The following is a 19,674-nucleotide window of genomic DNA, read 5'->3' as shown; positions in this document are numbered from 1 at the left end:
GCGTCCGGGCACCGGGTCACAGCGGGACGCACGTGTCCCGGTCGACCCACACGTGCCACAGGCCCCGCTCGGGGTGCTCGTACTCGAACGCCACGAGCCCGCCTGCGTCGTGCGTGACGACGCCCGTGAGCACGACCCGCCGGCCGTCGCGGTCGAACGTCGTGCAGAGGGCGGGCACCTGGACCGGGACGGGCGCGTCCGGCAGGAAGGGGCGGGTCGCGGGGGCGACGTGCTGCGTCATACCCGGAAAGACGCGCGCACGCGCGTCGTCTCACGCGTCGGGGCGGGTGAAAAGCGCACGGGTCGCCGCGTAGCATGGCCCGCGACACGGGGTGCCCCGCACCGGGGCTGAGATGAGACCCGTCGAACCTGATCTGGCTCGTACCAGCGAAGGGATGTCCGCGCGATGACGCTCGCCCTGCCTCGGCACACCTCCGACCCGGTCCCCGCCCCCGCGGACCGTGATCACCGACCCGACCCGGGCCGTGGGCCCGACCCGGCACCGTCCCGCCCCCGCGTGCTCTCCGTCGCGGGGACCGACCCGACCGGCGGGGCCGGGATCCAGGCCGACCTCAAGGCGTTCTGCGCGCACGGCGCCTACGGCATGGCCGTCACCACGGCGCTCGTCGCGCAGAACACCCACGGCGTGCGGTCGGTGCACGTCCCCGGGCCGGCGTTCCTGCGCGCGCAGCTCGACGCCGTGTCCGACGACGTCGAGGTCGACGCCGTGAAGATCGGCATGGTCGCGGACGAGGCGAACGCCCGCACCGTCGGGGAGTGGCTCGACGACCTCGCCGCGGCGCGCGCCGCCGCGGGCGGTCCGCGGCCCTGGGTCGTCCTGGACCCGGTGATGGTCGCCACGTCCGGCCACCGCCTGCTCGACGCGGGCGCCGAGCAGGCCGTGCGCGACCTCGCCGCGCGCGCCGACGTCGTCACGCCGAACCTGCCCGAGCTCGCCGTCCTCGGCGGGCAGGAGCCCGCGACGACGTGGGACGACGCCCTGCGCCAGGCGACGGCGTACGCGACCGCGAGCGACGCCGTCGTGCTGCTCAAGGGCGGTCACCTCACCGGACGCACGTCGCCGGACGCGCTCGTCGTCCCCGCGCCCGGGCCGACGACGGGCCGCGCGCCGGGGGCGGCCACCGTCACGACGTTCGACGCCGAGCGCGTCGACACGCCCCACACCCACGGCACGGGGTGCTCGCTCTCGGCGGCGCTCGCGGCGCTGCGGCCGCAGCGCGCGAGCTGGGAGGAGGCCGCGCGCGAGGCGAAGGAGTGGCTCACGGGCGCGCTGCGTGCCGGCGCCGCGCTGCGGGTGGGGACGGGCCGGGGGCCCGTGGACCACCTGCACCGCTCGGCGCCCGTGCGGCCGGGCTGAGCCCAGGCCGACCGGGCCGACCGGGCGAGCCCGGGCTGCCGTGACGTGCCTGCGCCCGGCCCGCGGGACGCGCTCAGGCCGTGGGGCGGCTCGGTGCGTGGGCGGCCCTGCGGTCGGCTCCGCGGTCGGTGTCGAGGTCGGCCAGCGCGTCGCGGAGCACGGCGAGCGTCGCGCGCGCGACGGCGAGGCGCTGCGCGGGCGGGGCGTCCGCGGGCCGCGTGGTCACCTTGGCGCCGACGAGCGGGACGGGGCCGGCCGCGGCGAGGAACTCGCGCACCTCGGCCGGGCCGAGCATCGACTCGTCCGGGCCGGGGAGCGCGGGGTCCGGGCCGTGGGGCGGCACGTGCGCGTCCGCCCACGGCGCGCCCCACCGGCCGGCCCGGCCCGCGGCACCGGAGAGCATCGCGCTCGCGAGGAGGCCCGCGCCCGCGGTCGCCCGCGCGTGCTCGACGGGCGTCGCGGCGCTGCGCCCCTCGATGGCGGACCGGCCCCAGTTGAGCCCGACGTGCAGGGGGTGGCCGGTGTCCCGGGCCGCGCGCGCGACGGCGGCGATCTCGTCGTCGAGCGCGAGGAAGCCCTTCTCCGCGACGCCCCACGGGCGTGGTGCGTCGCAGTGCTCCACCACGAGCGGCAGCCCGGCGGGCGCGACGGCGGCCAGCTCGGTGAGGCTGCGCGCGAGCGCCGCGCCGGAGCCGCGGCCCGGACCGGGCGCGGACTGGAGCTCGACCGCGACGACGCGCCGTCGACCCTCCGCCTCGGCGAGCCGGGTCACGGCCGCGAGGACGCGTGCGACGCCGTCGACCGCCTCGCGCCGACCCTCCTCGTCGTCGGACGCGAGGCCGTAGGAGCGGTCGGCCCCGGCGCGGCGGGCCGTCGCGGCGACCGTCGTCGGCAGCAGCGCCCAGTGCGCCGGCAGCGCGGCCGCGGTCGTCGCGAGCGCGCCCGGGTCGTCCGGGTCGACGGGGTGCTCGAGGCCGCCGAGGCCGTCCTCGTCGAGGGCGGCGTACCAGCCGCCCGGGTCGGGGACGCCCGCGAGGGCGTAGGCACCGAGCAGGGTCAGGGGGCGGTCGTGCAGGTCGGTCATCGGTCCTCGTCGGTCGGGGTGGGGCTGCCTCACGCGTCAGGCGCGGGCGACGTCCTGGTCGGCGGTGGCGTACTCGCACGCGTAGCCCGGCGGGACCCAGCGCCACCGTGCCTCGACGTCCTGCACCGCGACGCCCGCGGGCCGGTCGGCGACGCACGCGTCCGCCTGCTGGCGCACCGCCACGGTCACGTAGTAGACGACGAACACCGCGGTGAGCAGCACGGCGAGCACGGTCACGGTGCGGCGCAGCGCGGGGGAGGGGCCGCCGTCGGAGCCGTCCTCCTCGCCGGGACGCGGCGGCACCCAGTCCCAGCTCACGCGGTGCCGGTCGTCGTGCCGGTCGTCGTGCCGGTCGTGGTGGCGGGAGCGTCGTCCGCCCCGGCGGGCCGGAGCAGCACCTTGCCGGTGGTCGCCCGTCCCTCGAGCGCGCGGTGGGCGTCGGCGGCGTCGGCGAGCGGGAACGTCGCGCCGACGCGCACGTGCAGCGTGCCGCCCGCGACGGCGCCGAGCACCTCGGTCGCGCGCTCGACGAGCTCGGCGCGCGTCGCCGTGTGGTCGGCGAGCTTGGGCCGCGTGAGGAACAGCGAGCCGCCCGCGTTGAGGCGCTGCGGGTCGAACGGGGGGACCTGCCCCGACGAGCCGCCGTAGAGGACGAGCGTGCCGCGGCGGCGCAGCGACGCGAGCGACGCGTCGAACGTGTCCTTGCCGACCGAGTCGTACACCGCCGCGACGCCCTCGCCGCCCGTGAGCCCCCGCACGACCTCGGGCAGCTCGGCGGTGAGGTCGGCGAACGCCGTGTACTGGATCGCGTGCTCGGCGCCCGCGCCGCGGGACAGCTCCGCCTTCTCGGGGGTCGAGACCGTGGAGATCACGTGCGCGCCCCGCGCCACGAGCATCTGCGTCAGGAGCAGCCCGACGCCGCCCGCGCCCGCGTGCACGAGCACGCGGTCGCCCGGGCGGACGGGGTACGACGACGTGCACAGGTAGTGCGCCGTGAGCCCCTGGAGCGCGACGGCGGTCGCGTCCTCGAGCGAGACGGCGTCGGGCACGTGCAGCGCCTGCCCGGCGTCCACCACGACGAGCTCCGCGTACGACCCCGGCGCCTCGGTCCACACGACGCGGTCCCCGACGGCGAACCCCTCGACCCCCTCGCCCACCTCGGCGACGACCCCCGCCCCCTCGCTCCCGACGACGTGCGGGTAGTCCATCGCGTACACGCCGGAGCGCTTGTACGTGTCGATGAAGTTCACGCCTGCCACCGCGGAGCGGACGAGAAGCTGCCCCGGGCCCGGCGACGGGTCGGGCAGCTCGGTGTACTCGAGGACCTCGGGACCGCCCGCCGCGCGGGCCACGATCGCGTGCATGGCCTCAGCCTAGGGTCGCGCGGCGGTCACGGTCGCCCTCGGTCGGCGACCTTCGCGTGCACGGCCGCGAGGTGCTCGCGCGCCGCCGCCGCGGCGCGGCCGGTGTCCCGGTCGCGGACGGCGTCCAGGATCGCCTCGTGCGCGTCCTGGTCGTCCCGGTGCGTCGTGCCCGTCCGGTCGAGGTCGACCATGGCGACCATCGCGCGACGCAGGCGCGGGACGAAGGTCGCGAAGAGCTCGGCGAGCACCGCGTTGTGCGCGGCGTCGACGACCGCCCGGTGGAACGCGAGGTCCGCGTCAACGTACTCGGCGGGCGACGCCGTCGCCGCGACCTGCCCGCGGCGGGCGAGCACCGTCGTCATGGTGCGCAGGTCCGCGGGCGTGCGGCGCGCGGCGGCGAGCCCCGCGGCCTCCGCCTCCAGCGCGGCGCGCACCTCGAGCACGTCGACGATCTCGCCGCGGCGCAGCACCTCGTCCCAGTCGTCGGTGGTGTCCGTCGAGACGACGTACACGCCCGAGCCCTGCCTGCTGTCGAGGACGCCGCGGCCCGCGAGCTGGCGGATCGCCTCGCGGACGGTCGAGCGGCCCACACCGAGCTCGGCGGCGAGCGCCTGCTCCCCGGGCAGCCGGTGGTCGAGGGGCCAGGCACCGGATCGCACGCGTTCGAGCAGGAGCTCGGCGGCCTGGTCGGCCAGGGGGCGTCGCTGCAGCGCGGTCATGGAGACCTCTCAGGTTGTCTGAGGACTTGATCGGCGCTAGCGTACCCCGCATGTCCTGGACGGCGCTCCTCCTTCGGCGCCACGGCGGGGTCTGACCGGACCGGCCCCCCGCCGTGGGGGTCCGTCGTGCGCCGGTCGTCCCGCGCCCCGCCACCCCGGGGCTCCAGCCGAAGGACCGCCATGACCGTCTCCACCACGCCCGCCCGCACGGACCGCCCCGCCGCCAGGACCACGCCGCCGTGGAACCGGCAGCGCCCGTCGCCCATGCCGTCGTCCCGCTACGCCGACGTCCACTCCCGTGTCGACGTGCCCGACCTGCCCGACCGCCGCTGGCCGAACCGCCGGCTCACCCAGGCGCCGCTGTGGGTCCCCGTCGACCTGCGCGACGGCAACCAGGCGCTCGCGGAACCGATGGACCCGGCGCGCAAGCGCCGCTTCTTCGAGCTGCTCGTCGCGATGGGGTACACCGAGATCGAGGTGGGCTACCCGTCGGCGTCGCAGACCGACTTCGACTTCGTGCGCCTGCTCGCCGAGACCGACCTCGCGCCCGAGCACGTGACCGTCGTCGTGTTCACCGCCGCGCGCGCCGACCTCATCGCGCGCACGGTCGAGTCCGTGCGCGGGCTGCGCAACCCGGTCGTCGTCCACGTGTACACCGCCACGGCGCCCGTCTGGCGGGACGTCGTGCTCGGCCGCGACCGCGAGGAGCTCGCCCGGCTGATCACCGACGCCGGGACCGAGGTGCTGCGCCACGCCGGCGACGACCCGCGCGTCCGGTTCGAGTTCTCGCCCGAGGTGTTCAACCTCACCGAGCCCGACTACGTGCTCGACGTGTGCGACCGCATGACGACGCTCTGGGACGCGACGCCCGACCGGCCCGTCGTCCTCAACCTCCCCGCCACGGTCGAGGTCGCGACGCCCAACGTCTACGCCGACCAGATCGAGTACATGGACCGGAACCTCGCGCGGCGCGAGGGCGTGATCCTCTCGGTCCACCCGCACAACGACCGGGGCACCGGCGTCGCGTGCGCCGAGCTCGCGGTCCTCGCGGGCGCGCAGCGCGTCGAGGGGTGCCTGTTCGGCAACGGCGAGCGCACCGGGAACGTCGACCTCGTGACGCTGGGCCTCAACCTGCACGCGCAGGGCGTCGACCCGATGGTCGACTTCTCCGACCTCGACGCGATCCGCGACGTCGTCGTGGCGTGCAACCGGATCGACGTCCACCCGCGCCACCCGTACGTGGGCGACCTGGTGCACACCGCCTACTCCGGCACCCACCAGGACGCGATCCGCAAGGGGATGGCGCGGCACGGGGCCGACGCCGCGGCGGCCGGCCTCGACCCCGCGGCCGCGCCGTGGCGCGTGCCGTACCTGCCGGTCGACCCCGCGGACCTCGGGAGGTCGTACGAGGCCCTCGTGCGCGTGAACAGCCAGTCCGGGAAGGGCGGCGTCGCGTACGTGCTGCAGTCCGTCCACGGCCTGGACCTGCCCCGGGGCCTCCAGGTGGACCTCGCGCGCCGTGTCCAGGAGCACGCCGACGCCACCGGTGCCGAGGTGACGCCCGACGTCCTCCTCGCGCTGTTCGACGCGGCCTACGCGCGCCCGGGCGCCGTCGCGCCCGTCGCATGGACGAGCCGGCGCGCTGACGGCGGGACGGAGCACCTCGACCTCGAAATCACGGTCGACGGCGAGCGCGTCGCCACGTCCGGCACGGGCACCGGCGCGGTCGATGCCCTCGTCGACGCGCTGGCCCGCCTCGGCCGCCCGGTGGATGTCCTCTCGCTCACCCAGCAGTCCGTCGGCAGCGGCAGCGACGCGACCGCGGTGACCTACCTCGAGCACCGCGGCCCCGACGGCGCCCCGCGCTGGACCGTGGGTCGTGACGCGTCCGTCCTGGGAGCCGCCGTCCGCGCGGTCTGCGCGGCGACGGCCTGAGGTCGGGTTCGCGGGTCTGCGGGGATCTACGGCCCGCAGGGTCGGGTCCGCGGGTCTGCAGGGATCCACGGCCCGCAGGGTCGGGTCCGCGGTGGGGTCGGACCGTGCGCTCGGACTGGCGCACCGTCGCCCTGGTCTTCCGGGCGGAGGTCGAAGGAGTGCGCCTTGACGTCCTTCGCGCACGGTCCGACCCCACCGCTCGTCCTGTCCCGCACCGCACGACCGAGGTCAGGCCCGGCGGTTCGGTCAGGCTCGGCCCGTCGCCTCGGTCCCGGACGTTCCGCTGAGAAGCGAGAAGTGGCCCCTCCGAGCCCCGCTCGTGGGGCCACTTCTCGCTTGTCGTCACCGCATGTCGGCTCGGACGAGTCCGGCGGACCGGCCGCGGGGCTGGAGGCCGATGCCGATCCGCGGACGTGACCCGCGGACCGTTGACCCCACCAGCTCGACCCCGCGTACCGTGGGGCGGGACCTCCGGCCCGACCGTTGCATAAGTATGTATAGTGATGCATATGACGATCAGAGTCGCGGTCGCGGGTGCGTCCGGGTACGCGGGCGGGGAGACGCTCCGCCTGCTCGCCGGGCACCCCGAGGTGGAGATCGGCGCCGTGACGGCGCACAGCAACGCGGGCACGCTCCTCGGCGAGCACCAGCCGCACCTGCGATCCCTGGCCGACCGCGTGCTCCTGCCGACGGCGGTCGAGCACCTCGTGGGGCACGACGTCGTCGTCCTCGCGCTGCCGCACGGTGCCTCGGGCGAGATCGCGGCGCAGCTCCCCGACGACGTGCTCGTGCTCGACCTCGGCGCGGACCACCGGCTCGAGTCCGCGGCGGACTGGTCGGCGTTCTACGGCTCCGAGCACGCGGGCACGTGGCCGTACGGGCTGCCGGAGCTCCTGCTGACGAACGTGCCGGGTGCCGCGGCGACCGAGACCAGGCAGCGTGAGCGGCTCGCCGGTGCGCGGCGCGTGGCCGTCCCCGGGTGCAACGTCACGGCTGTCACGCTCGGCATCCAGCCGGGCGTCGCCGCCGGGCTCGTCGAGGGCACGGACCTCGTCGCGGTGCTCGCCAACGGGTACTCGGGCGCGGGGAAGTCGCTCAAGCCGCACCTGCTCGCGTCCGAGGCGCTCGGGTCGGCGCAGCCGTACGCCGTCGGCGGGTCGCACCGGCACATCCCGGAGATCGCGCAGAACCTGCGGGCCGCGGGGGCCCCGGCCGTGAGCATCTCGTTCACGCCGACGCTCGTGCCCATGTCGCGCGGCATCCTCGCCACGGTGACGGCGCGCCTGTCCGACGACGCCGCGCGCCTCGACCCCGCGGCGCTCGACGCGCGCGTCCGCCAGGCCTGGGAGGACGCGTACGTGGGAGAGCCGTTCGTCCGCGTGCTGTCTGCGGGGCAGTGGCCGACGACGGCGATGACCCTCGGCGCGAACACCGCGCTCGTCCAGGTCGCGGTCGACCACGCGGCGGGCCGCGTCGTCACCGTCACGGCGATCGACAACCTCGTCAAGGGCACCGCAGGCGCCGCGGTGCAGTCCATGAACATCGCGCTCGGCCTGCCGCAGACGGCGGGCCTCACGACCGAGGGGGTCGCCCCGTGACCGTCACCACCCCGCAGGGCTTCCGGGCCGCCGGCGTCGCCGCCGGGCTCAAGTCCACGGGCGCGCGCGACGTCGCGCTCGTCGTCAACGACGGGCCGCTCGACGTCGCCGCGGCCGTCCTCACGACGAACCGCGTGTTCGCGGCGCCGGTCGCCTGGACGCGCCAGGCCGTGCGCGACGGGCGCGCGACGGCCGTCGTGCTCAACTCGGGCGGCGCGAACGCGTGCACCGGGCCGGAGGGCTTCGCCGACACGCACCGCACGGCGGAGCACGTCGCCGACGTCCTCGCGACGTCGGCGGGCGACGTGCTCGTCTGCTCGACGGGCCTCATCGGCGTGCGGCTGCCCATGGACACGCTCCTCGCGGGCGTCGACGCCGCCGCGGCGGCGCTCGCGGACCCGGTCGCCGCGGTCGACGGCGGCGGCGACGCCGCGCTCGCGATCATGACGACGGACACCGTGCCGAAGACGGTGGCGGTGGTCCGCGAGGTCACCGACGCCACCGCGACGGACGGCGCCGCGACGTGGTCCGTGGGCGGCATGGCGAAGGGCGCGGGCATGCTCGCGCCGGGCCTCGCGACCATGCTCTGCGTGCTGACGACGGACGCCGTCGTCGACGCCGCGACGGCCGACGTCGCGCTGCGGGCCGCGACCCGCACGACGTTCGACCGCGTCGACTCCGACGGCTGCATGTCGACGAACGACACCGTGATCCTGCTCGCCTCGGGCGCGTCGGGGGTCGAGGTCGGTCTCGACGCGCTCACCGACGCCGTCACCGAGGCGTGCGGGTCGCTCGCGCGCCAGCTCGTCGCCGACGCCGAGGGCGCGAGCCACGACGTCGCCGTCACAGTTGTCAACGCGGCCAGCGAGGACGCTGCGGTCGCCGTCGCGCGCGCCGTGACGCGGTCCAACCTGTTCAAGGCCGCGATCTTCGGCAACGACCCGAACTGGGGCCGCATCGTGTCCGCCGTCGGGACCGTCCCCGAGGACGTCGCGCCGTTCGACGCGCTCCTGCTCGACGTGTCGGTCAACGGCGTCCAGGTCTGCCGGGCCGGGGGAGTGGGCGAGCCCCGCGAGCTCGTCGACCTCGCGGCCGAGCGCGAGGTGCGCGTCGAGATCGACCTGCACGCCGGCTCCGCGAGCGCGACCGTCTGGACCAACGACCTCACGCACGACTACGTCCACGAGAACAGCGCGTACTCCTCATGAGCGACCCCACCACGCCCACGCCCCACCCGGACGACGCCGCGTTCGACACCCGCACCGACCTGCGCCCCGAGCAGAAGGCCGAGGTGCTCGTCGAGGCCCTGCCCTGGCTCGAGGAGTTCGCCGGCGCGCTCGTCGTCGTCAAGTACGGCGGCAACGCCATGGTCGACGACACGCTCAAGGCCGCGTTCGCCGAGGACATGGTGTTCCTGCGCCGCGTCGGGCTGCGCCCGGTCGTCGTGCACGGCGGGGGCCCGCAGATCTCCGCGATGCTCGACCGGCTCGGCATCGAGTCCGAGTTCCGCGGGGGCCTGCGCGTGACGACGCCGGAGGCGATGGACGTCGTCCGCATGGTCCTCACCGGCCAGGTGTCGCGCGAGCTCGTCGGTCTCATCAACGCGCACGGCCCGTACGCCGTCGGGCTCTCGGGCGAGGACGGCGGCCTGCTGCAGGCCCAGCGCCGGCACGCGACCGTCGACGGCGAGCCGGTCGACGTCGGTCTCGTCGGCGACGTCGTCGAGGTGCACCCGTCCGCGGTCCAGGACCTGCTCGACGCCGGGCGCATCCCCGTCGTGTCGACCATCGCCCCCGACCTCGAGGACCCGACCCAGGTGCTCAACGTCAACGCGGACACCGCCGCCGCGGCGCTCGCGGTCGCGCTCGGCGCGAAGAAGCTCGTCGTCCTGACCGACGTCGAGGGCCTGTACACGTCGTGGCCGGACCGGGGCTCGCTCGTCGCGCAGATCACGCGCTCGGAGCTCGCGGCGCTCCTGCCGTCGCTCTCGGCGGGCATGGTCCCCAAGATGGAGGCGTGCCTGCGCGCCGTCGAGGGCGGGGTCCCCGCGGCGACGGTCATCGACGGCCGCGTGCCGCACTCGACGCTGCTCGAGGTCTTCACCACCCAGGGCAACGGGACGATGGTCGTCCCCGACGCCGCGGGCGCGCCGGCGCCCGCGCTCACCACGACCGCCGGAGGGGCCGCGTGAACGCGCTCGACCACCCGACGGGCGCGCCCGCGCCCGCACCGACGACCACCGTGACGGCCCCGGCCGACGGCTCCGTCGCGCAGTGGACCGACCGCTACACCCACGCGGTCATGGACACGTTCGGCCCGCCGCAGCGCGTCCTCGTGCGCGGCGAGGGCGCGTACGTGTGGGACGCCGACGGAAAGCGGTACCTCGACCTGCTCGCGGGCATCGCGGTCAACGCGCTCGGCCACGCGCACCCGACGCTCACGGCGGCGGTCTCGGCCCAGCTCGGCACGCTCGGGCACGTCTCGAACTTCTTCGGCACCCCGACGCAGATCGCGCTCGCCGAGCGCCTGCTCGCGCTCGCGGAGGCGCCCGAGGGGTCGCGCGTGTTCTTCACGAACTCGGGCACGGAGGCGAACGAGGCGGCGTTCAAGATGACGCGCCGCACGGGCCGCACGCGGGTCCTCGCGCTCCAGGGCGGCTTCCACGGGCGGACGATGGGCGCGCTCGCGCTGACGTCGAAGTCCGCGTACCGCGAGCCGTTCGAGCCGCTCCCCGGCGGCGTCGAGTTCGTCGCGTTCGACGACGTCGCCGCGCTCGAGGAGGCCTTCTCGCCCGCGGCCGTGGCGGCCCGCGGCGAGGTCGCGGCGCTCGTCGTCGAGCCCGTGCAGGGCGAGGCCGGCGTGCGCGCGCTCTCGCCGGGCTACCTCGTCGCCGCGCGGGAGCTCACCGCGCGCCACGGCGCGCTGCTCGTCCTCGACGAGGTGCAGACCGGCGTCGGGCGCACCGGCTCGTGGTTCGCCTACCAGCAGCCGGAGGTGGGCGGCGGCGTCGTGCCCGACGTCGTCACGCTCGCCAAGGGCCTCGGCGGTGGGTTCCCCGTCGGCGCGGTGGTCGCGTACGGCGAGCGGGCGGCGACGCTGCTCGGCCGCGGTCAGCACGGGACGACGTTCGGCGGCAACCCCGTGGCGGCGGCGGCGGCGCTCGCGACGCTCGGGGTGATCGAGCGCGACGGGCTGCTCGAGAACGTGCGGGCCGTCGGGGCGCTCCTGCGCGACGGCATCGCCCGTGCGGGGAACCCGCTCGTCGCGGGCGTGCGCGGCCGCGGGCTCCTGCTCGCCGTGCAGCTCACGCGGCCCGTCGCGGCCGACGTCGCGCGCACGGCGCTCGACGCGGGCTTCGTCGTCAACGCCGTCGCGCCCGACGCGATCCGGCTCGCGCCGCCTCTCGTCCTCACGCCCGACCAGGCGCGCGACGTCGTCGCGTTCTTCGCCGCGGTCGCGGTCCCCGAGGACCCCGCCGCCCCGGCCGGCGCACCCACCACCCCCACGACCGACCCCACGACGAGGAGCTCCTGATGGCCCCCCGGCACTTCCTGCGCGACGACGACCTCACGCCCGCCGAGCAGCGTCAGGTCCTCGAGATCGGCCTCGCGTTCCGCGACGACCGCACGTTCCGCCAGCCGCTCGCCGGGCCGCAGGGCGTGGCCGTCCTGTTCGACAAGCCGACGCTGCGCACGCAGCTCTCGTTCGCGACGGGCATCGCCGAGCTCGGCGGCTTCCCGGTCGTCGTGGACGGCCGGCTCGCCCAGGTCGGGGTGCGCGAGTCCGTCGCGGACGTCACGCGCGTCCTCGACCGGCAGGCGTCCGCCATCGTGTGGCGCACGTTCGGCCAGGACCGGATCGAGGAGATGGCGGCGATCAGCCGGGTCCCGGTCGTCAACGCGCTCACCGACGACTTCCACCCGTGCCAGATCCTCGCGGACCTCCTGACGATCGCCCAGCTCCGCGGCGGGACGGGCGCGCTCGCGGGCCAGACGCTCGCGTACGTCGGCGACGGCGCGAACAACATGGCGCACTCCTACCTGCTCGGCGGCGCGACCGCGGGCCTGCACGTGCGGGTCGGCACGCCGGACGGGTACCCGCCGCACCCGGTCTTCGTCGCCGACGCCGAGCGGATCGCGGCCGAGACCGGCGGCTCGGTGCTCGTCACGGCCGACCCCGTCGAGGCCGTCGCGGGGGCGGACGTCGTCGCGACCGACACGTGGGTGTCGATGGGCGACGAGGCGGAGGCCGAGGACCGCGCCCTGCCGTTCGTGCCGTACCAGGTGAACGACGAGCTCCTCGCATACGCGCAGCCCGACGCGATCGTGCTGCACTGCCTGCCCGCCTACCGCGGCAAGGAGATCACCGCCGAGGTGATCGACGGCCCCCGCTCGGCGGTGTGGGACGAGGCGGAGAACCGGCTGCACGCGCAGAAGGCGCTGCTCACGTTCCTCCTGGAGCGGTCGTGACCGAGGCCCGCACGGCGACGACGAAGACGGCGCGCCACGCGCGCATCGCCGAGATCGTGCGCCGCACCGAGATCCACTCCCAGGCGGAGCTCGCGCGCGAGCTCGAGCGCGAGGGCCTGTCGGTGACCCAGGCGACGCTGTCGCGCGACCTCATCGAGCTGCGCGCGGAGAAGGTGCGCGGCGCCTCGGGCGCGCTCGTGTACGCGGTGCCGGGGGAGGGCGGGGACCGCAGCGTGCAGACCGCGGAGTCGCCCGAGTACCTCGCGGCCCGGCTCGCGCGCCTGTGCTCGGAGATGCTCGTGTCCGCCGAGGCGTCCGCGAACCTCGTCGTGCTGCGCACGCCCCCCGGTGCCGCGAACTACCTCGCGTCGGCGATCGACCACTCCGTGCTCCCGCACGTGCTCGGCTGCATCGCGGGCGACGACACGATCCTCGTCATCGCGCGCGACCCCGACGGCGGCGCGGACCTCGCGCGGCGCTTCCTCGAGCTCTCCGGACCCCACGGCGGGCCCGTCCCCGGCACGCCGGACTGACCGCCGTCGGCCCACGCCCCGCGAGGCCGCGGCGCCCTGCGAGACTGGACCCCGGACCCCACCCGCACGTCACAGAAAGAGACCGTCATGACTGAACGCGTCGTGCTCGCCTACTCGGGCGGCCTGGACACGTCGGTGGCCATCGGCTGGATCGCCGAGGCCACGGGCGCCGAGGTCGTCGCCGTCGCGGTCGACGTCGGCCAGGGTGGGGAGGACCTCGAGGTCATCCGGCAGCGTGCCCTGGACTGCGGCGCCGTCGAGGCGTACGTCGCCGACGCGCGCGACGAGTTCGCGGCGGAGTACTGCATGCCCGCGCTGCGCGCGAACGCCCTGTACCTCGACCGGTACCCGCTCGTCTCGGCGCTGTCGCGCCCGGTCATCGTCAAGCACCTCGTGCGCGCGGCGCGCCAGTTCGGCGCGACGACCGTCGCGCACGGCTGCACGGGCAAGGGCAACGACCAGGTGCGCTTCGAGGTCGCGACGACGTCCCTCGCGCCCGAGCTCAAGACGATCGCGCCCGTGCGCGACTTCGCGCTGACGCGCGAGAAGGCCATCGAGTACGCGGAGAAGCACGAGCTGCCCATCGCCACGACGAAGCACAACCCGTTCTCGATCGACCAGAACGTGTGGGGGCGCGCGGTCGAGACCGGCTTCCTCGAGGACATCTGGAACGCGCCGACCAAGGACGTCTACAACTACACCGACGACCCCACGTTCCCGCCCGTCGCGGACGAGGTCGTCGTCACGTTCGAGCAGGGCGTCCCGGTCGCGCTCGACGGCGTCGCGGTGACCCCGCTGCAGGCGATCCAGGAGATGAACCGCCGCGCGGGCGCGCAGGGCGTCGGGCGGATCGACATCGTCGAGGACCGGCTGGTGGGCATCAAGTCGCGCGAGGTCTACGAGGCGCCGGGCGCGATCGCCCTCATCGCCGCGCACCAGGAGCTCGAGAACGTCACCCTCGAGCGCGAGCAGGCCCGCTTCAAGCGCGGCGTCGAGCAGCGCTGGACCGAGCTCGTCTACGACGGCATGTGGTTCAGCCCGCTCAAGCGCTCGCTCGACGTGTTCGTCGACGACACCCAGCGCTACGTGTCCGGCGACGTGCGCCTCGTGCTGCACGGCGGGCGCGCGACCGTCACGGGCCGGCGCTCGGACGCGAGCCTCTACGACTTCAACCTCGCGACGTACGACGAGGGCGACTCGTTCGACCAGTCGCAGGCCAAGGGATTCATCGAGATCTACGGTCTCACCGCGAAGCTCGCCGCCGCGCGCGACGAGAAGTTCGGCAACGGTGTGGACCTCGGGACGGGAGCGCTGTGAGCACGCACGACGACCAGGACGGCACCGCCGTCGAGCCGACCGAGACGGCGCGCGTCAGCCTGTGGGGCGGCCGGTTCGCGGGCGGCCCCGCCGACGCGCTGGCCGCGCTGAGCAAGTCCACGCACTTCGACTGGCGCCTCGCGGGCCAGGACGTCGCGGGCTCGAAGGCCCACGCGAAGGTCCTGCACGCGGCCGGCCTGCTCGACGACGACGAGCTCGACGGCATGCTCGCGGCGCTCGAGCGCCTGCGCGAGGACGTCGCGTCGGGCGCGTTCGTCGCGGCCGCCGACGACGAGGACGTGCACACCGCGCTGGAGCGCGGGCTCATCGAGCGTGCCGGGCCCGAGCTCGGGGGCAAGCTGCGCGCGGGCCGGTCGCGCAACGACCAGATCGCGACGCTCACGCGCATGTACCTGCGCGACGAGGCGCGCACGATCGCGCGACTCGTCCTCGACGTCGTCGACGCGCTCATCGAGCAGGCCGCCGCGCACCCGGGCGCGGCCATGCCCGGCCGCACGCACCTCCAGCACGCCCAGCCGGTGCTCCTCGCGCACCACCTGCTCGCCCACGCGTGGCCGCTGCTGCGCGACGTCGACCGGTTCATCGACTGGGACGTGCGCGCCGCGCGCTCGCCGTACGGGTCGGGGGCGCTCGCGGGCTCGTCGCTGGGCCTGGACCCGGCCGCGGTCGCCGCGGAGCTCGGGTTCGACGGCCCGGTCGAGAACTCGATCGACGGCACCGCGTCGCGCGACGTCGTCGCGGAGTTCGCGTTCGTCGCCGCGATGCTCGGGGTCGACCTCTCGCGCCTCGCGGAGGAGGTCATCCTCTGGGCGACGAAGGAGTTCGGCTTCGTGCGCCTGCACGACTCCTACTCCACGGGGTCGAGCATCATGCCGCAGAAGAAGAACCCCGACGTCGCCGAGCTCGCGCGCGGCAAGGCGGGCCGCCTCATCGGCGACCTGGCGGGCCTGCTCGCGACGCTCAAGGGCCTGCCGCTCGCGTACAACCGCGACCTCCAGGAGGACAAGGAGCCGGTGTTCGACCAGGTCGACACGCTCGAGGTGCTCCTGCCCGCGTTCTCCGGCATGGTCGCGACCCTCGAGTTCGACACCGACCGGATGGCGTCGCTCGCGCCGCAGGGGTTCTCGCTCGCGACGGACGTCGCCGAGTGGCTCGTGCGTGAGGGCGTGCCGTTCCGCGTCGCGCACGAGGTCGCGGGCGCGTGCGTGCGCACGTGCGAGGAGCGCGGCATCGAGCTGTGGGACCTCTCGGACGACGACCTCGCGTCCATCTCCGAGCACCTCACGCCGGGCGTGCGCGACGTGCTGAGCGTCGAGGGCTCGCTCGCGTCCCGCGACGCCGTGGGCGGCACCGCCCCGGTGCGGGTCGCCGAGCAGCTCGAGGCCGCGAAGGAGCGCTCGGCCGAGTACCGCTTCTGGGCCCAGGACTGACGGTGCCCCGGCTCGCGGTGCGGTGCGCGTGCCCGGCGGCGCGGGCGTGAGCGTCGGTCCGGACGTCCTCGCCGAGCTCGTCCGCCAGGTGCGCGACGCCGTCCCGCGCCTCGGCCCGCCCGGCCCGGGCGCGCTCGCCGCGGGGGAGCCGACGGCGTCGGGCACGCGCCTCGTCGTGGTGGACGGGCCCGCGGGCTCGGGCAAGACGACGCTCGCTGCCCAACTCGGCAACGCGCTGCCCGCCCAGGTGCTCCACATGGACGACCTCTACGAGGGCTGGCGCGGCCTCGAGCCCGCCTGGGCGCGGCTCGACGCGTGGGTGCTGACGCCGCTCGCCGCGGGCCGTGCCGGGCGGTACCGCCGGTACGACTGGCACCTCGACCGCTTCGCCGAGTGGCACGACGTCCCGGCCGCGCCGTACCTCGTGGTCGAGGGCTGCGGGGCGGGGCGGCGCGAGGCCGACCAGGTCGCGGCGCTGCGCGTGTGGGTCGAGGCGCCGGACGACGTCCGGCTCCGGCGCGGCCTCGACCGGGACGGCGAGGACCAGCGCGACCACTGGCTCGCGTGGATGGCCGCGGAGCGCGAGCACTACCGCCGCAACGGCACGCGCGAGCGCGCGGACGTCGTCCTCGACGGGTGGGGTCGGCTCGTGCGCACCGGGCGGACGGCGCCCGGCCCGGGCCCGACCGCGCCCGACCCGGACGTGGGCGGCGAGGCGTAGATTGCCCGGGACGGGAGGTGGTGGCATGCAGGCGGAGGCCTGGACGGACACGGCGACGGACACTGCGGGGAACGCGGCGGCGGGCACCACGACGGGTGCCGCGACCGGGACGAGCGAGGTCGGGGGCGCGCGCGTCGTCGGGCCCTGGGACGCACCGGCGCGCGGCTGGTACGCGCGTGACGTGCACGAGGTCGCGCGCGACCTCCTGGGCGCCCTGCTCACGCGGCGCAGCGCCGAGGGCGACGTCACGCTGCGGATCACCGAGGTCGAGGCGTACGACGGCGAGCGCGACCCGGGCTCGCACGCGTTCCGCGGGCGCACGGAGCGCAACCGCGCCATGTTCGGCGAGCCGGGCCGCCTCTACGTCTACCGCCACCTGGGTCTGCACCACTGCGTCAACGTCGTGTGCGGGCCGGTGGGCCGCGCGTCCGCCGTCCTGCTGAGGGCCGGGGAGGTGACCGACGGCGTCGGGCTCGCCCGGTCCCGCCGGGTCGCCGCGGGCCGGTGCGACTCCGACCGCCAGATCGCGCGCGGTCCGGCGCGCCTCGCGGTCGCGCTCGACCTCGACCTGCGCCACTACGGCGCGGAGCTGACGGACCCGGACGGCGAGCTCGTGCTGCACCGTACGACCGACGGGCCGCACCGGCCGCCGATCGCCACGGGACCGCGCGTCGGCGTGTCGGGCGACGGCGGGGACGGCGAGCTGTTCCCCTGGCGCTACTGGCTCGCGGGGGACCCGACGGTGTCCGCCTACCGCCGCGTAAGCGCGCGGTCCCGCTGAGCCGGGGTCGTCGACCCGCGGCACCACGGTCCGGCGCCGCCCGTGAGGTGGGCGGTGGCGGGGCGACGGCGTCCGGCACGGCAGACTAGGACCCGCGGCCCGGACGGGGCCGCACCCTCGTGCCCGCACGGCGGGCACTCGACGAAGGAGCAGAAGTGAGCGACGTTCTCGACGAGCTGCAATGGCGAGGCCTGGTGGCGCAGTCCACCGACGAGGCCGCGCTGCGCGCCGCGCTGGCCGAGGGCCCGATCACCTATTACTGCGGCTTCGACCCGACGGCGCCGAGCCTGCACCACGGGCACCTGGTCCAGCTCCTGCTGCTGCGCCACCTCCAGCTCGCCGGCCACCGGCCGATCGCGCTCGTGGGCGGCGCGACGGGCATGATCGGCGACCCGCGCCAGTCGGGGGAGCGGGTGCTCAACTCGAAGGAGACGGTCGCCGACTGGACCGAGCGCCTGCGCGGCCAGGTCTCGCGCTTCCTGGACTTCGAGGGGAAGAACGCGGCACGCGTCGTCAACAACCTCGACTGGATCTCGGAGATGTCGGCGATCGACTTCCTGCGCGACGTGGGCAAGCACTACCGCCTCGGCACGATGCTCGCCAAGGACACGGTGGCGCGCCGCCTGAGCTCGGACGAGGGCATCAGCTTCACGGAGTTCAGCTACCAGATCCTCCAGGGCATCGACTTCCACGAGCTCTACCTGCGCCACGGGGTCACGCTGCAGACCGGCGGGAACGACCAGTGGGGCAACCTGCTCTCGGGCGTCGACCTCATCCGTCGGACGGAGGGCGCGTCGGTGCACGTCATGACGACGCCGCTCATCACGAAGGCCGACGGCACGAAGTTCGGCAAGACCGAGGGCGGCGCCGTCTGGCTCGACGCCGACATGATGAGCCCGTACGCGTTCTACCAGTTCTGGCTCAACGCGGCGGACGACGACGTCGTGCGCTTCCTGAAGATCTTCACCTTCCGCTCGCGCGAGGAGATCGCGGAGCTCGAGGCCGCGGTCCGGGAGCGGCCGGGGGCGCGGGAGGCGCAGCGCGCGCTCGCCGCCGACGTGACGACGCTCGTGCACGGGGCGGCGGCGACCGAGGCGGTCATCGCGGCGAGCCAGGCGCTCTTCGGGCGTGGCGAGCTCGACGCCCTCGACGAGCGCACGCTCGAGGCGGCGGTCGCCGAGCTGCCGCGCGCGACGGCGCAGGTCGGCGACCCGGTCGTCGACCTCCTGGTGGCGTCGGGCCTCGTCGCGTCGAAGGGGGCAGCACGTCGGGCGGTCGCGGAGGGCGGCGCGTACGTCAACAACGTCAAGGTCACCGGTGAGGACGCGACGCTCGGGGCCAACGACCTGCTGCACGGACGGTTCGCGCTGCTGCGCCGGGGCAAGAAGACCCTCGGGGTCGCCGTCGCCGACTGATCCGGAGGGCGAGGGACAGGAGGGGCCGGGCCGCGTCGAGCGGTGCCGGCCCCTCCTGCGTCGGGTCCCGCGAGGGCGGCACGGAGCGGATTTGGCACTCCCGCGGAGCGCGTGTAGTGTTCTCGACGTTCGCCCGGCAGGGAGGAACGGACACCGGGTCTCGATCATCCGAGACGGTGGCTGGTCCCCCGGGCGGTCCCCTCGAAGATCTGCAGGGTGCTTCGCGCGCCCTGAGGATGTTCGAGGCTGCTGGCTCCACGGCCGGCCCTCCGAGCTCGGAACACCGAGTTGGAAGGGACACCGAGGATCTGGTAGATTAGAGAAGTTGCCCCAAGCGAGGTCCTGCCCGGTCGGGTGGTGCTGAGTTGGTGTGTGTCGGTTGTTTGAGAACTCAACAGTGTGCTTGTTAGTCAATGCCAATTTTTTGTCCCTGTGGCATGGCTGGCCTGGTTGCCCGTCGGGTGGTTGGGTTGGTTGTGTCTGGGATTCCTTTGGTTGATTTCGGAAGATGATGTCATCTTTCGTGTTGATGCCAGTTTTGTGAACCCTGTTGGGGTTCGCTTCGTATGGATTGTTCACTGCTGGGTTTGTCCTGGTGGTGGGCGTTGTTCATTTACGGAGAGTTTGATCCTGGCTCAGGACGAACGCTGGCGGCGTGCTTAACACATGCAAGTCGAACGATGATGCCCAGCTTGCTGGGTGGATTAGTGGCGAACGGGTGAGTAACACGTGAGTAACCTGCCCTTGACTTCGGGATAACTCCGGGAAACCGGGGCTAATACCGGATATGAGCCGCCTTCGCATGGGGGTGGTTGGAAAGTTTTTCGGTCAGGGATGGGCTCGCGGCCTATCAGCTTGTTGGTGGGGTGATGGCCTACCAAGGCGACGACGGGTAGCCGGCCTGAGAGG

The 19,674-nt window shown here is 74.9% G+C and carries 18 protein-coding genes, 1 rRNA gene and 1 riboswitch; of the genes, 14 read left to right on the top strand and 5 right to left on the bottom strand.

The genetic code is table 11. The annotated features are described in order from the left end of the window. Positions 1-16 precede the first annotated feature (16 nt). A complete protein-coding gene (locus RDI86_RS00095) occupies positions 17-241 on the bottom strand; it encodes a hypothetical protein (RefSeq protein ID WP_034651423.1) in 225 nt (74 codons plus the stop codon). Positions 242-318: 77 nt separating this feature from the next. Further along, positions 319-413, top strand: a riboswitch (TPP riboswitch). A 104-nt stretch (positions 414-517) separates the two neighbouring features. Between RDI86_RS00095 and thiD the strand changes: the two genes are divergently transcribed. After that, positions 518-1,378, top strand: coding sequence for a bifunctional hydroxymethylpyrimidine kinase/phosphomethylpyrimidine kinase (thiD, locus tag RDI86_RS00090; RefSeq protein ID WP_244550512.1), 861 nt, complete (start codon positions 518-520; stop codon positions 1,376-1,378). 73 nt (positions 1,379-1,451) lie between these two features. Here the strand turns inward: thiD and RDI86_RS00085 are convergent, their stop codons facing one another. The 4 genes from RDI86_RS00085 to RDI86_RS00070 are packed head-to-tail and all read right to left on the bottom strand — an operon-like array spanning position 1,452 to position 4,545. Continuing rightward, the gene (locus RDI86_RS00085; protein WP_308820376.1) at positions 1,452-2,462 is read right to left on the bottom strand and encodes a DUF4862 family protein; all 1,011 of its coding nucleotides are present in this window, start codon (positions 2,460-2,462) and stop codon (positions 1,452-1,454) included. A 36-nt stretch (positions 2,463-2,498) separates the two neighbouring features. Continuing rightward, positions 2,499-2,780 (bottom strand): hypothetical protein, encoded by a 282-nt coding sequence (locus tag RDI86_RS00080; protein ID WP_076406572.1) that lies wholly within the window; start codon positions 2,778-2,780, stop codon positions 2,499-2,501. Next, positions 2,777-3,826 carry a quinone oxidoreductase gene (locus RDI86_RS00075; RefSeq protein WP_194216588.1) on the bottom strand — a complete coding sequence of 350 codons (1,050 nt, stop codon included), beginning with the start codon at positions 3,824-3,826 and terminating at the stop codon, positions 2,777-2,779. Before RDI86_RS00075 ends, RDI86_RS00080 begins: the two co-directional genes overlap by 4 nt. A gap of 26 nt (positions 3,827-3,852) precedes the next feature. Further along, positions 3,853-4,545 (bottom strand): FCD domain-containing protein, encoded by a 693-nt coding sequence (locus RDI86_RS00070; RefSeq protein WP_308820375.1) that lies wholly within the window; start codon positions 4,543-4,545, stop codon positions 3,853-3,855. 180 nt (positions 4,546-4,725) lie between these two features. Here RDI86_RS00070 and RDI86_RS00065 point away from each other — a divergent pair, with 180 nt between their 5' ends. The 13 genes from RDI86_RS00065 to RDI86_RS00005 all read left to right on the top strand — a co-directional run. Then, complete coding sequence (locus RDI86_RS00065; RefSeq protein WP_308820374.1) at positions 4,726-6,480, top strand: 2-isopropylmalate synthase; 1,755 nt, start codon at positions 4,726-4,728, stop codon at positions 6,478-6,480. Between the two features lie 503 nt (positions 6,481-6,983). Further along, positions 6,984-8,078, top strand: coding sequence for an N-acetyl-gamma-glutamyl-phosphate reductase (gene argC / locus RDI86_RS00060; RefSeq protein ID WP_061269211.1), 1,095 nt, complete (start codon positions 6,984-6,986; stop codon positions 8,076-8,078). After that, positions 8,075-9,286 carry a bifunctional glutamate N-acetyltransferase/amino-acid acetyltransferase ArgJ gene (gene argJ / locus RDI86_RS00055; protein ID WP_308820373.1) on the top strand — a complete coding sequence of 404 codons (1,212 nt, stop codon included), beginning with the start codon at positions 8,075-8,077 and terminating at the stop codon, positions 9,284-9,286. The genes argC and argJ overlap by 4 nt, the downstream gene beginning before the upstream one ends. After that, positions 9,283-10,269 carry an acetylglutamate kinase gene (argB, locus tag RDI86_RS00050; RefSeq protein WP_021482919.1) on the top strand — a complete coding sequence of 329 codons (987 nt, stop codon included), beginning with the start codon at positions 9,283-9,285 and terminating at the stop codon, positions 10,267-10,269. The genes argJ and argB overlap by 4 nt, the downstream gene beginning before the upstream one ends. Positions 10,270-10,379: 110 nt before the next feature. Then, the gene (locus RDI86_RS00045) at positions 10,380-11,612 is read left to right on the top strand and encodes an acetylornithine transaminase (protein ID WP_374990512.1); all 1,233 of its coding nucleotides are present in this window, start codon (positions 10,380-10,382) and stop codon (positions 11,610-11,612) included. Continuing rightward, positions 11,612-12,547 (top strand): ornithine carbamoyltransferase, encoded by a 936-nt coding sequence (gene argF, locus RDI86_RS00040; protein WP_061269213.1) that lies wholly within the window; start codon positions 11,612-11,614, stop codon positions 12,545-12,547. Before RDI86_RS00045 ends, argF begins: the two co-directional genes overlap by 1 nt. Further along, a complete protein-coding gene (locus RDI86_RS00035) occupies positions 12,544-13,080 on the top strand; it encodes an arginine repressor (protein WP_043655538.1) in 537 nt (178 codons plus the stop codon). Before argF ends, RDI86_RS00035 begins: the two co-directional genes overlap by 4 nt. A gap of 87 nt (positions 13,081-13,167) precedes the next feature. After that, entirely contained in the window at positions 13,168-14,397 is a 1,230-nt protein-coding gene (locus tag RDI86_RS00030) for an argininosuccinate synthase (protein ID WP_308820372.1), read from the top strand. Further along, entirely contained in the window at positions 14,394-15,848 is a 1,455-nt protein-coding gene (gene argH, locus RDI86_RS00025; protein WP_076406583.1) for an argininosuccinate lyase, read from the top strand. The genes RDI86_RS00030 and argH overlap by 4 nt, the downstream gene beginning before the upstream one ends. Positions 15,849-15,894: 46 nt before the next feature. Continuing rightward, entirely contained in the window at positions 15,895-16,569 is a 675-nt protein-coding gene (locus RDI86_RS00020; protein WP_308820371.1) for an AAA family ATPase, read from the top strand. A 25-nt stretch (positions 16,570-16,594) separates the two neighbouring features. After that, complete coding sequence (locus RDI86_RS00015; RefSeq protein ID WP_308820370.1) at positions 16,595-17,350, top strand: DNA-3-methyladenine glycosylase; 756 nt, start codon at positions 16,595-16,597, stop codon at positions 17,348-17,350. Positions 17,351-17,505: 155 nt separating this feature from the next. Further along, entirely contained in the window at positions 17,506-18,765 is a 1,260-nt protein-coding gene (tyrS, locus tag RDI86_RS00010; protein WP_308820369.1) for a tyrosine--tRNA ligase, read from the top strand. Between the two features lie 612 nt (positions 18,766-19,377). After that, a 16S ribosomal RNA gene (locus RDI86_RS00005) occupies positions 19,378-19,674 on the top strand; the annotation flags it as partial.

Source organism: Cellulosimicrobium sp. XJ-DQ-B-000, from assembly GCF_031119065.1.
GTDB lineage: Bacteria > Actinomycetota > Actinomycetes > Actinomycetales > Cellulomonadaceae > Cellulosimicrobium > Cellulosimicrobium funkei.
This window is presented reverse-complemented; position numbering and strand designations above follow the sequence as displayed.

Bases quoted from the DNA above. Each gene is read 5' to 3' on its own strand.
- RDI86_RS00075 (WP_194216588.1), bottom strand. From the start codon at position 3,826: ATGCACGCGATCGTGGCCCGCGCGGCGGGCGGTCCCGAGGTCCTCGAG.
- RDI86_RS00065 (WP_308820374.1), top strand. From the start codon at position 4,726: ATGACCGTCTCCACCACGCCCGCCCGCACGGACCGCCCCGCCGCCAGG.
- RDI86_RS00085 (WP_308820376.1), bottom strand. From the start codon at position 2,462: ATGACCGACCTGCACGACCGCCCCCTGACCCTGCTCGGTGCCTACGCC.
- RDI86_RS00095 (WP_034651423.1), bottom strand. From the start codon at position 241: ATGACGCAGCACGTCGCCCCCGCGACCCGCCCCTTCCTGCCGGACGCG.
- argB (WP_021482919.1), top strand. From the start codon at position 9,283: ATGAGCGACCCCACCACGCCCACGCCCCACCCGGACGACGCCGCGTTC.
- RDI86_RS00045 (WP_374990512.1), top strand. From the start codon at position 10,380: ATGGACACGTTCGGCCCGCCGCAGCGCGTCCTCGTGCGCGGCGAGGGC.
- RDI86_RS00030 (WP_308820372.1), top strand. From the start codon at position 13,168: ATGACTGAACGCGTCGTGCTCGCCTACTCGGGCGGCCTGGACACGTCG.
- argC (WP_061269211.1), top strand. From the start codon at position 6,984: ATGCATATGACGATCAGAGTCGCGGTCGCGGGTGCGTCCGGGTACGCG.
- RDI86_RS00015 (WP_308820370.1), top strand. From the start codon at position 16,595: ATGCAGGCGGAGGCCTGGACGGACACGGCGACGGACACTGCGGGGAAC.
- argF (WP_061269213.1), top strand. From the start codon at position 11,612: ATGGCCCCCCGGCACTTCCTGCGCGACGACGACCTCACGCCCGCCGAG.
- RDI86_RS00070 (WP_308820375.1), bottom strand. From the start codon at position 4,545: ATGACCGCGCTGCAGCGACGCCCCCTGGCCGACCAGGCCGCCGAGCTC.